We start from the raw sequence: 15,152 nt of genomic DNA on the forward strand, positions 1-15,152 counted from the left end.
TGGGCCATTCGGGAACGAGGTGCGGGGGCGAGAACCTAGGCCCGCTGGCTGGAGATGGAGACGATCTCGCCGGTGAGGTAGGTGGTGTAGTCGCTGGCGAGCATGGCGATGGTCGCGGCGATCTCCCACACCTCGGCGGCACGACCGTACGCCTCGCGGGAGGCCAGCGTGTCGAGCAGTTCGTCGCTGGTGACCTTCGCGAGGAACGGGTGCTTCGCGATGGACGGGGCGACCGCGTTGATGCGGACACCGAACTCGGCCGCCTCGATCGCCGAGCAGCGGGTCAGCGCCATGACTCCGGCCTTCGCCGCCGCGTAGTGCGACTGCGAGTGCTGTGCGCGCCAGCCGAGGACCGACGCGTTGTTGACGAGGACGCCGCCGTGGTCGACCGACTCGAAGTAGCGCAGCGCGGCGCGGGTCGCGCGGAACGTGCTGTTCAGCGTGATGTCGAGGACGCGGTCCCACTGGTCGTCGGTCATGTCGACGATCGGGGTCTCGCCGCCGAGTCCGGCGTTGTTGACGAGGACGTCGATGCGACCGAGCTTCTCGGCGGCGCCCGCGATCAGAGCGTCGACCTGTTCGGTGCTCGAGACGTCGCAGACGAACGACTCGATCTGCTGCGTACCGAACTCGGCGGCCAGCTTCTCGACGGTCTCGCCGAGACGCCGCTCGTGGAAGTCGGAGACGAGGACGTCGGCGCCCTCGAGCAGGGCGCGGCGCGCGGTCGCGAAGCCGATGCCGGTGCCCGCCGCGGCGGTGACGACGACCTTCTTGCCCTTGAGCAGGTTGTGGCCCTCGATCTCCTCGGGGGCGACGGAGAGCGGGGACTTGACGGTGGCGGTCACGGGCGTGCCTCTCGGGGAAGGCCGAGCACCCGCTCGGCGATGATGTTGCGCTGGATCTCGTTGGATCCGCCGTAGATGGTGTCGGCGCGGCTGAACAGGAACAGACGCTGCTCGTCGCTGAGGTCGGCGTCGGCGCCGAACGGGCCGTCGCCGGCGAGCAGGCTCTCGGCTCCAGCGACCTCCATCGCGAGCTCGCCGAGACCGCGATGCCAGTTGGCCCACAGCAGCTTCGCGACGGACGCCTCGCCGCCGTTTCCGGTGGCGTCGACGGAGGACAGGGTCCGCATCGCATGGGCGCGCATCACCTGCAGGCCCATCCACGCGCGGGTGAGCTTGTCCTTGATGACGGGGTCCTGTGCGGCGCCGTTGCGTTCGGCCTGCAGGGCAATGGCGGCGAGTTCCTTCGCGAACCCGACCTGCTGGCCGAGGGTGGAGATGCCACGTTCGAACGTGAGGGTGCCCATCGCGACCGCCCAGCCCTGGCCGGGCTCGCCGACGACGAGGTCGGCGTCGGTGCGGGCGTCGTCGAAGAACACCTCGTTGAACTCGGAGGTGCCGGTGAGCTGCAGGATCGGCCGGACCTCGATGCCGGGCTGGTCCATCGGGACGAGCAGGTAGGACAGGCCCTTGTGACGCTGCGAGCCCGGCTCGGTGCGGGCGACGACGAAGCACCACTGCGCGACGTGCGCGAGCGACGTCCACACCTTCTGGCCGTTGATGCGCCACTGGTCGCCGTCGAGGCGGGCGGAGGTGGTGACGCCGGCGAGGTCGGAGCCCGCGTTCGGCTCCGAGTAACCCTGGCACCACAGTTCGCTGACGGTGTTGATGCCGGGAAGGAAGCGACGCTTCTGCTCCTCGGTACCGAATGCGATGAGCGTCGGTCCGAGCAGTTCCTCGCCGAGGTGACTGACCCGCGCGGGCGCACCCGAACGGGCGTACTCCTCGTGGAAGATCACCTGCTGGCTGATCGTGGCGTCCTTGCCGCCGTACTCCTTGGGCCAGCCGAGGCAGGTCCATCCGGCCGCGGCGAGGTGGCGGTCCCAGGCGAGGCGTTCGTCGAACGCCTCGTGTTCACGTCCGGGCCCGCCGAGGCCTTTCAGCCCGGCGAATTCGCCGGTCAGGTTGTCGGCCAGCCACTCACGGACGGTGGCGGCGAACTTCTCGTCTTCTACTGCTGTTCCCAGCCCCTGGCTTGCATCCACATCGGTAGAGTAACCTACCAAGCACTTGCTAGGTAGAGGAGTCCAGTGACCACTGATGTGAAGACAACCCCCGCGGCGCTCACGCGGGCCGCTCGTGAATTCGGTGACGCCGTGGCGATCGCGGACGGTGACGTCCGGATCACCTGGTCGGACCTTCTCGACCAGGTCCGGACCACCGCACGCGCCCTGATCGCCCGGGGCGTCGATGCCGGCGACCGTATCGCGATCTGGGCGCCGAACACCCACCACTGGGTGGTCGCGGCCCTCGCCTCGCACTACGCCGGGGCCGTGATCGTGCCGATCAACACGCGCTACACGGGTAGCGAGGCCCTCGACCTGGTGGTCCGCACCGGTGCGAAGGCACTGTTCGTGGTCGGCCCGTTCCTCAAGACCGACCGCTGGACCGAACTGCAGAAGGCCGCGGACGACGGCGACCTCGACGCCGTGCACACCGTCGTCCGCATCCCGTTCGACCCGGCCGAGCGCAGCGACAGCGTCGTCGAGTGGGACGACCTCACGACCCTCGCGGAGTCGGTCCCCGCCGAGCAGGCCGACGCGCGGGCCGATGCCGTCGGACCCGACGACCTCGCCGACATCCTGTTCACCTCCGGGACCACCGGCAAGAGCAAGGGTGTGATGACCGCGCACCGGCAGACCGTCGGCATCGCCGACGCCTGGGCCACCTGCGCCGAGGTCACCGAGGCGGACAGCGAACTGCTCATCAATCCGTTCTTCCACACCTTCGGCTACAAGGCCGGAATCATGGTGTGCGTGCTGCGCGGCGCCACCATCGTGCCGATGGCGGTGTTCGACGTTCCGGCCGTGACCGCGCGGATCGCCGAGGCGCGGGTGAGCATCCTGCCCGGCGCCCCCACCATCCACCAGTCGATCCTGGACTTCCCGACCCGCGACGACTACGACCTGTCGAGCCTGCGGATCGCGGTGACCGGCGCGGCAGCGGTCCCGGTGACGCTCGTCGAGCGACTGCAGTCCGAGCTCGGATACGACGCGGTGCTGACCGCGTACGGGCAGACCGAGGCCGTCGTGGTCACCATGTGCCGCACCGACGACGATCCGGTCACGGTGTCGACGACGTCCGGACGCGCGATCCCGGGCATGGAGGTCCGCATCGGCGATCACGGCGAGATCCTCGTCCGCGGCGAGAACGTGATGCTCGGCTACCTCGACGACCCGGAGGCCACGGCGAAGACCATCGACACCGACGGCTGGCTGCACACGGGCGACGTCGGAGTGCTCGACGACCGCGGCTACCTCGACATCACCGACCGGCTCAAGGACATGTACATCTCCAACGGGTTCAACGTCTATCCCGCGGAGATCGAGAACACCCTCGCCCGGCTCGATTCGGTGGCCGAGTCCGCCGTCATCGGAGTCCCGGACGAGCGGGCCGGCGAGGTCGGCCGCGCATACGTGGTGGCCAAACCCGGACGTACCGTCGACGAGCAGGAGGTGCTCGCATTCTGCAAGGAGCACCTGGCCAACTTCAAGATCCCCCGCTCGGTCCGCGTCGTCGACTCCCTGCCGCGCAACCCCTCCGGCAAGGTGCTCAAGAACGAACTGCGAGAGGACAAGTCGTGACCGCCTCCACCGATCACGTTCCTGCGGACGCCGTCCCCGACGAGGGCGACGTCGTCACCTACGAGGTGCGCGGCCGCGTCGCCGTGGTGACGATGAACCGTCCCACCTACCGCAACGCGCAGAACTCGGTGATGACGTACGCGCTCGACGCCGCGTTCCAGCGTGCGGTCGAGGACCCGGACGTGGGCGCGATCGTGCTCGCAGGCAACGGCGCGCACTTCAGCGCGGGGCACGACATCGGAACCGTCGGACGCGACCACCACGTCTCGTACGAGAACAAGGCCGTCATGTGGTGGGACCACGTCGACCGCCCGGGCGGCGATCAGCGGTTCGCCCGCGAGATGGAGGTCTACCTCGGCATGTGCCGCCGCTGGCGGGACCTGCCGAAGCCGATGATCGCGATGGTTCAGGGCGCCTGCATCGCGGGCGGGCTGATGCTGTCGTGGGTGTGCGACCTGATCGTCGCCTCCGACGACGCGTTCTTCGCCGATCCCGTTGTCCGGATGGGTATTCCGGGTGTCGAGTACTTCGCACATCCGTGGGTCCTCGGAACCCGCGCCGCGAAGGAGATCCTGTACACCGGTGACCGGTTCTCGGCTCAGCGGGCCTACGAGTGGGGCATGGTGAGCCGGGTGGTCCCGCGCGCCGACCTGGAGTCGACGGCGATGGACCTCGCCGACCGCATCGCGACAATGCCGCAGTTCGGACTGGCGCTGACCAAGAAGGCCGTCAACCAGTGCGAGGACCTCATGGGGATCCGCGCGGGCATGGACTCGGTGTTCGGTCTGCACCACTTCGCGCACGCGCACAACGCCGAGGTCGGGTCCGGCCCACTCGGCGGCATGGACGTCACAGCAATGAAGCGCGGCAACGCCGCAACAACAGAGCACGGCTCGGCCGTGGTGAAGGCTGGAGAAGAGTAGTGGACCTCGAATTCGACGACGCCACAGTCGCATTCCGCGACGAAGTGCGCGCGTTCCTCAAGGAGAACGTCCCGGCGGAACCGTTGCCGCACATGGACACGGCCGAGGGCTTCGAGGCGCACCGGCAGTGGGAGCGCACCCTCTCGGACGCCCGCCTGTCGGTGGTGTCCTGGCCCGCCGAGTACGGCGGCCGCGACGCCACCCTCGAACAGTGGGTGATCTTCGAGGAGGAGTACTACCGCTCGGGCGCACCGGGACGGGTGAGCCAGAACGGCATCTTCCTGCTGGCGCCGACCCTGTTCGAGCACGCCACCAAGGAGCAGCTCGACCGGATCATGCCGCGGATGGCCCGTGCCGACGACATCTGGGCGCAGGCGTGGTCCGAACCCGAGTCGGGGTCCGACCTCGCGAGCCTGCGGGCCACCGCCACCAAGGTCGACGGTGGCTGGCTGCTCAACGGGCAGAAGACCTGGAGCTCGCGGGCCGCGTACGCGGACTGGGGATTCGGCCTGTTCCGGTCGGATCCGGAGGCGCAACGCCACAAGGGCATCACCTACTACATGTTCGACCTGCGGTCGAAGGGCGTCACCGTGCGCCCGATCGACCAGCTCGACGGCCTGCCCGGCTTCGCCGAGGTGTTCCTCGAGGACGTCTTCGTCCCCGACGACCCGGCGAACCCCGGTGAGTCCGGCGTCATCGGCGCCGTCAACGAGGGATGGCGGGTCGCGATGAGCACCGCCAGCAACGAGCGTGGCCTGTCGCTGCGCTCCCCCGGCCGCTTCCTCGCCGCCACCGACCGCCTCGTGCAGCTGTGGAAGGACCGCGGCGACGCCTCCGACACTGCGCTCCGGGACCGCGTCGTCGACGCGTGGATCGGTTCGCGGGCATACGAACTGAGCACCTGGGGCACGGTGACGCGACTGAACGACGGCGGCCAGCTGGGTGCCGAGTCGTCCATCAACAAGGTGTTCTGGTCGGAGTGGGACGTGGCCACCCACGAAACGGCTCTCGACCTGCTCGGCCCCGAAGCGGAACTCGCCGACACCGCGTGGATGCACGGCTACCTGTTCTCCCTTTCCGGTCCGATCTACGCCGGCACCAACGAGATCCAGAAGAACGTCATCGCCGAGCGCCTGCTCGGCCTACCGAAGGCTGACCGATGAGATTCGCGCTCGACTCCTCGCACACCGACTTCGCGGACAGCATCGACGCGTTGCTCTCCAAGTCCGACATGCCTGCCGTCGTCCGGGCCTGGAACGCGGGCGACACCGCACCCGGCCTCAAGGTCTGGCAGCGGCTCGCCGAGACCGGCGTGAACGGACTGATCATCGACGAGGCCCACGACGGCCTCGGCGCGGACGCGATCGACCTGGTCGTCGCGGCCGAACAGCTGGGCAGGCACGCCGTCCCGGGTCCCGTCGCCGAGACCGTCGCCGTCGCGCCGGTGCTGCTGGCCGGTGCCGCACCGGACCGCCTGTCCGCCCTCGCCGAGGGCTCGCTGGCCACTGTCGCCGCGCCGCCGCTGGTCCCGTTCGCGGTCGACGCCGACGTCGCCGACCTGACCCTGCTCGTCGACGGCACCACCGTCACGACCGCCACCGCCGGCGAACGCCGCGGATCGGTGGACCGTTCCCGTGGGCTGTTCTCCGTCACCGCCGCCGAAACCCTCGGTGACGCGGACGCCTCGCGCGCCTTCGATCTCGGCGCGCTCGCGACCAGCGCGCAGCTGCTCGGACTCGGGCGCCGCATGCTCGAGATCAGCACCGAGTACGCCACGCAGCGCAAGCAGTTCGGCAAGGCAATCGGCAGCCAGCAGTCCATCAAGCACCACCTTGCCGGCGTCGCCGTCGGTCTCGAGATGGCGCGACCGCTGCTGCTCGGCGCCGCGATGGCGGTTCGGGACGATTCCCCGACCGCTCGCCGCGACGTCTCCGCCGCGAAGGTCGCCTGCGGCGATGCCGCGTACCGGGCGTCGCGGATCGCACTGCAGGTGCACGGTGCCATCGGCTACACGATGGAGCACGACCTGTCACTGTGGCTGACCAAGACCCGCGCGCTGCTCACCGCCTGGGGCACCCCGGCCGAGCACCGCGCCCGAGTGATGGAGGCGCTGTGAGCGTCGCGGCGGTCGGTGCGTTCACCGACGAACAGCTCGAACTGCGCAAGACCGTCCGTGCGCTGCTGACCAAGCACGCCGACCAGGCCGCGGTCCGCAAGGCCACCGAGTCCGAGCACGGATTCGACGCGACCCTGTGGGACCTGCTGTGCCAACAGGTCGGTGTCGCGGCGCTCGCGATTCCGGAGGAGTTCGGCGGGATCGGTGCGTCGGCCGTCGAAACCCATCTGGTGATGGAGGAACTCGGCCGGACGCTCGCCCCGACGCCGATGCTCGGTTCGGTCGTCCTCGCGGCGCAGGCCGTCCTGGCATCCGGCGACTCCGAGGCGTGTGAGCGACTGCTCCCGGCCATCGCGGAAGGCACGTCGATCGCGGCGCTGTGCTGGACCGGCGCGGACGGGTCGTGGGACACCGGGCGGGTGGGCGTCGTCGCCGACGGCGACACCCTCACCGGCAGCAGCCATTTCGTACTCGACGGCTCGTACGCTGACGTCCTGGTCGTGGCGGCGACCGTGGACGGCCGGGTCGCGCTGTTCGAGGTGGATCCCGAACAGGACGCGGTTACGCGGCGTCGGGTCCCGACGATGGATCCGACGCGCAGTGTCGCGGTCTTCGAGTTCGCCGGCGCGTCCGGACGGCTGCTCACCACCGACGGCAGCGCCGCGCTGGAGCGCGTGCGCACGCTCGCCTGCGTCGCACTGTCGGGCGAGCAGGTCGGCGCGGCGGAGCAGATCCTCGCGAGCACCGTCGAGTACAGCAAGTCGCGCGTGCAGTTCGGTCGGGCGATCGGCAGTTTCCAGGCGCTCAAGCACCGGATGGCGGATCTCTACTTCCTGGTGGAGACGGCGCGGTCCGCGTCGTATGCCGCGGTCGCGTCGGTGTCCGAGGGCAGCGGAACGGCGGCCACGGACGCCACCGTCGCGAAGGTGTACTGCTCGGAGGCGCTGCAGGCGGTGACGGGCGACGCGATCCAGCTGCACGGCGGCATCGCGATCACCTGGGAGCACGACGCCCAGTTGTTCTTCAAGCGCGCACACGGGAGCGCGCAGTTGTTCGGTCAGCCGCGGGCTCACCTCCACGCACTCGCGGTGGACTCAGGACTGTTCTGAGATCGGTCTCGCTCGTGCCACCGGTCGGGTCACGAGCGAGGCCTGGTCCTGGTCCCTGCCCGACCGGTTCGGCAGGGTCATCGACGAACACCGCGCGCAACCGAGGAGGACTCGAGTCGTATGGTCGACATGCAGGACAAGATCGCCGTCGTCACCGGAGCGTCGTCCGGGCTCGGCGCGGCCACGGCACGACTGCTCTCCGATGCCGGGGCGACGGTGTTCGGGATAGCGAGAGACACCACACGGCTGGCGGAGGTGTTCTCCGCCGTGCCACAGGGTGCCTACACACGTGCCGACATCGGCGATCCCGACGCCTGCCGTGCGGCGATCGCGGAGGCGATCGACACGTTCGGCGCAATCGATGCGCTGATCAATGTCGCCGGCGATCACCGGATGCGCAGAACCGAGTCGATGACGGATCAGGACTGGGCCGACGACCTGTCGGTCAACCTGAACGGACCCTTCTTCCTCGCCCGCGCCGCACTCCCCCACCTCCTCGAACGGGGCGGGAGCATCGTCAACGTGGCATCCATCGCGGGCATGGAGGGCCAGGCCTACTCCGCCGGGTACTGCGCCGCGAAACACGGATTGATCGGTTTGACTCGCGCTCTCGCTGTCGAGTACACGGCGGATCGACTGAGGGTGAACGCGGTCTGCCCGGGGGGAATGACGACCCCCCAGGTCGCGCGCTTCACGGCTCCGGACGACGCCAACTTCGAACTCATCATGCGATCCGCCGCACCGCGCGGGCTGATGGATCCGCTCGACGTCGCCCGCCTCATAGTGTTCTTGGCCAGCGACGATGCGGCAGCCGTTCACGGTGCCGTCTATCGCGTCGACAACGGCAAGGGGGCAGGTTGACCACCGTGGTCGCGCATTGACTCGAAGGTCTCCGCAAACCGAGCGTCTCGTCGAGATGATCGAAATCCTCGCCGAGATGCCCCAGCGCGACTACCACCTGACCGAGCTGGCGCGGCTGGTCGGCCTCGACAAGTCGACCTGTCACCCCATGCTCACCGAACTCACCCGGGTGGGATGGCTGGTCAAGGACCACACGAAGAAGACGTACCGCCTCGGTCCGCGACTGATCGCGATCGGCTCGGCGGCCCGCGAGTCGGTCGGGGTGACCGATCTCGCGCGTCCCACATTGGAGCGGCTCGGCGCGGACACCGGCGGAATGGTCTGCCTCGTCGTCGCGTCCGGTGACGCGCTCACCATCGCCGAGATCGTCAGGTCCACGCGGCCCGATGCACTGAACCTGCCACTGCAGGCGGGCGATCGGATCGAGTTCGCTCCCCCGCTGGGATCCGTGTTCGCCGCCTTCGCCGGACCGTTCGCGTTCGGCGAGTGGGTACGCCGCACCGGCGGTACGACGGCGGAGCACGACTCGGTCCGGGACATCCTTCGCACGGTGCGGCGACGCCGGTTCGCCGTCGAACTGCTCCCGGTCCCACCGAACACATTGCGGGAGCGCGCCTCCGAGACCCTCGACCGGTTCCACGGTGCACGCCGCGCGGAGCGCATGTCCTCCGAACAGCGGCCGAACCTCCCCCATTCACTGCTCCTGGGTGACATCGAGGACTCCCGGACCTATGCGCCGATGTCGGTGAACGCCGCGTGCTTCGACGCCGCCGGTCGGACCGTCTGCGCGGTGTCCGTGCTGGACCTGCCCGGTGATGGTCTGCGCGGGCTCGAACTGGGTCGGCTCGGAGAGCTCGTGGTCGCTGCGGCGGACGAGATCACCGAACGCCTGGGCGGCGCCGCCCCCGTCTGACCGGGTCACGCGACCGAGGCGTTTGCACTATGCCAATCGTTGCGTGGTCCGACACCCCGTCGCTAGCGTGACCGCACTCACAGTCGAGCACGTGTCATGGCGCGCCTCACAGTCCTGACTGCTGCTCGACCCGACGGCTTTCACGATTGGGGCAGCGATCATGGCATCGGTGACCGGCGGACAACTGGCCGCTCGCACTCTCGCATCGTTCGGCGTCGACACCGTCTTCGGCGTCCACGGCGGACATCTCGACTCATTCCTCGTCGAATCGGAACGACTGGGCATCCGGATCGTCGACCATCGCCACGAGGCGGCCGCGGGCAATGCCGGCGAGGGTTATGCGCGCACGACCGGAGGGCTGGGTGTCGTGTTCGCGACCTCCGGGCCGGGATACGCCAACGTCTTCTCCTCGGTGTGCAACGCCGCCGCAGATCGGGTTCCGCTTCTCGTCGTCACGAGTTCCCCACCGCTGCGGGAGACCGAACTCAACGCCCTCCAGGACGGACTGGACCAGGTGGGGACGGCGACCCTGGTCGCCAAGTGGGCGCACCGCGTCACCACGGTCACCCGGGTTCCCGACCTGGTGGCGCTCGCCGTGCGTCACGCGACCACAGGCGTTCCGGGGCCGGTGGTTCTCGACATTCCGATCGACGTGATGTTCCGATCGATCGAGGAGGACCTGGCCGCCACGCCCTCGGTCACTCTGCCCGCGCCGGCAGCGCCGTCCGCCGCCACGGTCGAGTGGATCATCGAGATCCTCGGCGCCGCAGAGCGTCCCGTGATCTTCGTCGGCGGCGGAGCCTCGATGAGCGAGGGCTTCCGGCCCGCGCTCGAGACCCTGCTGGCCGACCTCCGCATCCCGGTGTACGGGGTCTCCTGGGGGTTGGGGCTGCTCGATCCGGACCACCTGTGCTGGTGCGGCAACAGCGCGGATGCCGCCGCCCTCCAGTTCATGGCCTCGCCACCCGACGTCGTCGTCCTGGTGGGTGCTCGTCGCGGACCGATGACGGGGTCCCGGAACGCGACGATGATTCCTGCCGACGCCCGGGTGATCCACGTCGACCTCGATCCGACCCAGCCGGGACGGATCGACGACGTGGCGCTGTCGGTCAATGCCGATGCTGCCGAGACCGTTTCCGCGCTGACTCACCACGTCCACCGACTCCCCGGCTGGCCGGACTGGACCGCGACGGCACGCGGAACCGCCGATGCCCACGCCCTGCTGTACGCGCAGGAACCGGCAGAGTCCGACAGCGGACTGCATCCGTACTGGGCGTCGAAGGCGATCGTGGACGCCCTCGCCCCCGAGACGATCGTGGTCTACGACGGCGGCGAGTCCGCGGCATGGACCAGCTTCTTCGCCCGCGCCGAGCAACCCCGATCGTGGTTCGGCCTCGGCGCACTCGGCGGGCTCGGCATCGGTCCCGGAATGGCGATCGGTGCGCAGGTTGCCGAGCCGACCCGTCCGGTCGTCCTCATCACCGGCGACGGCGGAGTCGGTTTCCATTTGCAGGAGTTCGACACGATGGTCCGGCACCGACTCCCGATCACCACGATCGTCATGAACAACGCGGGGTGGGCGATGTCGCTGCACGGGCAGTCGGCGCTCTACGGACCGGGCACTGCGGTCGCGGTCGACCTGCCCGACACCAGGTACGACGCCGTCGCCCGGGCGTTCGGCTGCGACGGCGAGCACGTCGAGTCGATCGACGATCTCGTCCTGGCCGTGAAGAAGGCGCAGAAGTCCGGGCGCCCGACGGTTGTCGACGTCACGGTCTCCCCTGCCCCCGTCCACCCGATCATGGCCGGCCTCTCGGCCGAGTTGGGTGCCGGTGCCACGCGCGTGCCCTACTACGAGCCGATTCCCGAAGGCGAGGTCTGAGATGCGTCCGGAGTTCCGTTCCGTTCCCGTGGATGTCGAGAGTTTCCGTTTCGACGCCTGGGCGACCAGCACTGTCCCCGAGTCCGGTTCGAGTGCACCGGTTGTCCTTCTGCACGGCTTCCCACAGAGCAAGGCGTCGTGGGTTCCTGTTCTCGAGGTGCTGGAGTCGGAGAACGTCCCCGCCGTGGCCTTCGACCAGCGTGGCTACTCGGAGGGCGCCCGGCCGGCCGATGTCGCCGACTACACGATCGAGAAGCTGGTGGCCGACGTACTCGGTGTCTGCGACGAATTCGGCTTCGACCGTGTCCATCTCGTCGGACACGACTGGGGTGCCCTCGTGGCGTGGAACGTCGCCGCACGCCGGCCCGACCGGGTGGCGTCACTCGTTGCCCTGTCGGTGCCCCATCCCGCGGCGTTCGGGTGGGCGATCGAACACGACCCGGAACAGCGTGAGCACTCCGCGTACATGCAGTTCTTCCGGGAGGACCCGAACGCGGCGGCGTTGATGACCGCGGACGGCGGCGCGGCCGTGCGGGTGGGTTTCGGGGACGTGGTTCCGCCGGCCTTCGTCGCCGAGCACCTGCGGGTCCTCCTGCAGGACGGCGCCATGGACGCGGCCTTGAACTGGTACCGGGCCATGGACGGCATGGATGACGTTCCGCCCGTGGACGTCCCGACCACGTTCGTGTGGGGCACCGAGGACATGGCGATCTGCCGCGCCGGTGTCGACCGCTGCCGCGACTTCGTCACCGGCGACTACACACTGCACGAACTTCCGCGGGCATCGCACTGGATACCCGAGGAACATCCGGAGACGGTTCTCGACGCCATTCGGAAGCACCGGTCCATCGAGGGAGGACACAGGTCATGACCGACTCACCCGCGCTGCGCCTGCCGGAATCCGCACAGTCCGACGCCCGCCGTGAGGTGATGGCGCGATACCGGGAGATCGAGGCGGCCCTCACGGCGCCCGGCGCGGACTTCGAGGTCGTCGACGTCGCGGACCGGCATCACACCGTGAGGACCTACCGGCACGTGTCGGCGTCGTTGCACGACATGATCGCCGAACTCGTGGAGCGCAACCCGGACGCGGTGCTCGCTCGGGACGCGGACGGAACGTCCCGGACGTATCGGGAGGTCTTCGACGACTCCGCGCACCTGGCGGCCGCACTCGAGGCACGTCACGGTGTCGGACCGGGCGATCGGGTCGGCATCGCGATGGCGAACCATCCCGACTGTCTCGTGGTGCTGTTCGCGATCACGCGGCTCGCCGCGACCGCCGTCCTCTACAACAGCCGCGGTAGCGCCACCGACTTCGAGGCGGCTCTGGAGGACGTTCCGTGTCGAGTCGTGCTCGCTGACGGCCGCCGGGCGGCGATGCTGCACGCGATCGCACCCGCGCTCGACGTCGTCGCCACTGCGAGAGTGCCCGAGCTGCCCGAGGTTCAGTCCGTGGCACAACTGATCGCGGACTCATCGGGGCCGACCGACCCCAAGCCGGCGGGAACCGCCGACATCTGCCTGATCCTGTTCACCTCCGGCACGTCGGGACGGGCGAAGGGGGTGATGCTCAGCAACCGCAACCTGGTCAACGTCCTGATGAACATGCGCTTCGTCGCCGAGACCAATCTCGAGTTCGCGGCCCGCACCTACGGCATGTCGGTGGCCGACCTGCGAGCGTTCATGCCGACCATGTCGGCGCTCTTGATCTACCCACTGTTCCACGTGTCCGGGATCGCGGCGTTGCTGAGCGCGATGAACTCCGGTGGCTTCGTCGCGACGATGCCGCGATGGGACGCGGAGCGGGCGGCCGAGCTCATCGCCTCGCACAAGATCACACTCATGGCCGGCCCCCCGATGACCATCGACGATCTGCTGTCCCTGCCGGGCGCGGCGGATTCTCTCGCGACGCTGGTGAACATCGCGCCCGGCGGGCAGGCGACGCCACCGAACGTGGCGCACCGGATCGCCGACCGGCTGCCGAGCGCCCGCCGCAGCGCGGGATGGGGCATGACCGAGGTCGGCGGAAGCGTGTGCACCGCGGGAGGTGACATCCTCGCGCTGTTCCCGGAGACGTCGGGGCCACCGAGCCCGACCATGGACGTGCGGGTCGTCGACGCCGACGGTCGCGTGTTGTCCGTGGACGAGGTCGGCGAGCTCCAGCTGTCCGGGGGGCTCGTGATGGCGGGCTACTTCGGCGCCGACGCCCCGGAGGACGACGCCGACACGGTCGAATCATGGTTTCCCACCGGCGATCTCGGATACCTCGACGAGTTCGGTCTGGTCTACGTCGTGGACAGGATGAAGGATCTCGTCATCTCGGCCGGCGAGAACATCTCGTGCGTGGAGGTCGAATCCGCACTGGCAACCTCCGACCGGTTCGCCGAGATCGCGGCGTTCGGCGTACCCGACGACCGACTGGGCGAGCGCCTGGTCGTGGCGGTGGTGCCACGTCCCGGCACCGGCAGTCTCACCGAGTCGGCGGTGCAGCAGATCGCGGCCGACCGGCTGCCGAAACACAAGATCCCGCAGGAGGTTCTGATCGAGGCCGGGCCACTTCCGAGGAACGCCACCGGCAAGCTGCTCAAGCGTGAGCTCCGTCGCCGATACCTGGACGCCGCGGCGGAAGCCACGAAGGGGGGCGTCCGATGATCGCCCTCGCGGTCATCGATCCCGATCGACGTCTCACCGTGACGACGTCGACGGTTCCCGAGCCAGGCCACGGCGAGGTCACCGTCGACGTGGCGTACAACGGGGTCTGCGGGTCGGACCTGCACCTGCTGTTCGACCCACCGGACCCGCTGGTCGGGCACGTCCTCGGCCACGAGTTCTCCGGCGTCGTCCGCGCGACCGGCGAGGGGGTGACCGGCTGGGCGCCGGGCGACCGCGTGGTAATCCTGCCGATCGACGCCTGCGGAACCTGTCAGGCGTGCACCAGCGGGGGCGACTCGGCGGTCTGCGTGACCGGGCTGGCCGGTGGGCCAGGCATCGGGCGGCCCGGCGGCCTGGCCGCGACCGTGGCGGTGCCCACCGCCATGCTGCACCGTGTGCCCGACGACCTGGGGCTGCGCGACGCCGCGCTCACCGAGCCACTCGCGGTCGCGATGCGCGGAGTCGCGCACGCCGGGGTGCAGGCCGGGGACACCGTCGTGGTCGCCGGTGCCGGGCCGATCGGACTGCTGACGGTGGAGGCACTCCACGCCCGCGGAATCGATCGGATCCTCGTCGTCGAACCGAATCCGGAACGCCGCGACCGCGGCGCCCGGTTCGGAGTCGACGTGTGCTCGCCGGAAGATGCGCCGGCCGCCGCCGCGGGTCTGGACGATCCGAACGTGCGCGCCGTCATCGAGTGCACCGGCCATCCGAGCGTCGTCGACCTGGGCGTGAACCTCCTCGGCTACGGCGGTCGGCTGGTCGTCGTGGGCGTGCACTCGGCGCCGGCGCCGGTGCACCTGCTGGCGATGTCACTGAAGGAGGTGATCGTCGTGGGGTCCACTGCCTACAGCACCGCGGACTTCGCGGCCGCGCTCGACGCCCTGGCCGCGGGGCTCGTCGACACCGACGCCCTGATCACCTCGGTGGTCGGTCTGCCGGACGCGAATGCGAAGGTGGCCGAGTTGCACGGCGGTTCGAGCAGCGACGTCAAGGTGCTGATCTCGCACGGCCTCGCCGAGTGACCGCGGCGGTCACGTCCGCGACGAC

At 69.4% G+C, this 15,152-nt stretch carries 13 protein-coding genes; 11 read left to right on the forward strand and 2 right to left on the reverse strand.

Annotated features, from left to right (window positions below):
- Window positions 1-35: 35 nt before the first annotated feature.
- Both ACFSJG_RS26060 and ACFSJG_RS26065 read right to left on the reverse strand, forming a co-directional pair.
- Complete coding sequence (locus ACFSJG_RS26060) at window positions 36-845, reverse strand: SDR family oxidoreductase (RefSeq protein WP_378488151.1); 810 nt, start codon at window positions 843-845, stop codon at window positions 36-38.
- Complete coding sequence (locus tag ACFSJG_RS26065; protein ID WP_378488152.1) at window positions 842-2,047, reverse strand: acyl-CoA dehydrogenase family protein; 1,206 nt, start codon at window positions 2,045-2,047, stop codon at window positions 842-844. Before ACFSJG_RS26065 ends, ACFSJG_RS26060 begins: the two co-directional genes overlap by 4 nt.
- Window positions 2,048-2,092: 45 nt before the next feature.
- Here ACFSJG_RS26065 and ACFSJG_RS26070 point away from each other — a divergent pair, with 45 nt between their 5' ends.
- The 11 genes from ACFSJG_RS26070 to ACFSJG_RS26120 all read left to right on the forward strand — a co-directional run bounded on the left by ACFSJG_RS26070 (window position 2,093) and on the right by ACFSJG_RS26120 (window position 15,127).
- Window positions 2,093-3,646, forward strand: coding sequence for a FadD3 family acyl-CoA ligase (locus ACFSJG_RS26070; RefSeq protein WP_378488153.1), 1,554 nt, complete (start codon window positions 2,093-2,095; stop codon window positions 3,644-3,646).
- A complete protein-coding gene (locus ACFSJG_RS26075; protein ID WP_378488154.1) occupies window positions 3,643-4,569 on the forward strand; it encodes an enoyl-CoA hydratase in 927 nt (308 codons plus the stop codon). The genes ACFSJG_RS26070 and ACFSJG_RS26075 overlap by 4 nt, the downstream gene beginning before the upstream one ends.
- Entirely contained in the window at window positions 4,569-5,732 is a 1,164-nt protein-coding gene (locus ACFSJG_RS26080) for an acyl-CoA dehydrogenase family protein (protein WP_378488155.1), read from the forward strand. The genes ACFSJG_RS26075 and ACFSJG_RS26080 overlap by 1 nt, the downstream gene beginning before the upstream one ends.
- A complete protein-coding gene (locus tag ACFSJG_RS26085) occupies window positions 5,729-6,685 on the forward strand; it encodes an acyl-CoA dehydrogenase family protein (RefSeq protein WP_378488156.1) in 957 nt (318 codons plus the stop codon). The genes ACFSJG_RS26080 and ACFSJG_RS26085 overlap by 4 nt, the downstream gene beginning before the upstream one ends.
- Window positions 6,682-7,794, forward strand: coding sequence for an acyl-CoA dehydrogenase family protein (locus ACFSJG_RS26090; RefSeq protein WP_378488157.1), 1,113 nt, complete (start codon window positions 6,682-6,684; stop codon window positions 7,792-7,794). The genes ACFSJG_RS26085 and ACFSJG_RS26090 overlap by 4 nt, the downstream gene beginning before the upstream one ends.
- Before the next feature lie 120 nt (window positions 7,795-7,914).
- Window positions 7,915-8,655, forward strand: coding sequence for an SDR family NAD(P)-dependent oxidoreductase (locus tag ACFSJG_RS26095; RefSeq protein WP_378488158.1), 741 nt, complete (start codon window positions 7,915-7,917; stop codon window positions 8,653-8,655).
- Window positions 8,597-9,568, forward strand: coding sequence for an IclR family transcriptional regulator (locus ACFSJG_RS26100; protein WP_378488159.1), 972 nt, complete (start codon window positions 8,597-8,599; stop codon window positions 9,566-9,568). Before ACFSJG_RS26095 ends, ACFSJG_RS26100 begins: the two co-directional genes overlap by 59 nt.
- A gap of 160 nt (window positions 9,569-9,728) precedes the next feature.
- Window positions 9,729-11,450, forward strand: a complete 1,722-nt coding sequence (locus tag ACFSJG_RS26105) for a thiamine pyrophosphate-binding protein (protein ID WP_378488160.1) — start codon at window positions 9,729-9,731, stop codon at window positions 11,448-11,450.
- 1 nt (window position 11,451) lies between these two features.
- Window positions 11,452-12,321, forward strand: coding sequence for an alpha/beta fold hydrolase (locus ACFSJG_RS26110; RefSeq protein WP_378488161.1), 870 nt, complete (start codon window positions 11,452-11,454; stop codon window positions 12,319-12,321).
- On the forward strand, window positions 12,318-14,102 hold the full coding sequence (locus ACFSJG_RS26115; protein WP_378488162.1) for a class I adenylate-forming enzyme family protein: 1,785 nt from the start codon (window positions 12,318-12,320) through the stop codon (window positions 14,100-14,102). Before ACFSJG_RS26110 ends, ACFSJG_RS26115 begins: the two co-directional genes overlap by 4 nt.
- Window positions 14,099-15,127: a zinc-dependent alcohol dehydrogenase gene (locus ACFSJG_RS26120; protein WP_378488163.1), complete on the forward strand. Its 1,029-nt coding sequence runs from the start codon at window positions 14,099-14,101 to the stop codon at window positions 15,125-15,127. Before ACFSJG_RS26115 ends, ACFSJG_RS26120 begins: the two co-directional genes overlap by 4 nt.
- Window positions 15,128-15,152 lie beyond the last annotated feature (25 nt).

This window comes from Rhodococcus gannanensis (assembly GCF_042681175.1).
Classification (GTDB): domain Bacteria; phylum Actinomycetota; class Actinomycetes; order Mycobacteriales; family Mycobacteriaceae; genus Rhodococcus_G; species Rhodococcus_G gannanensis.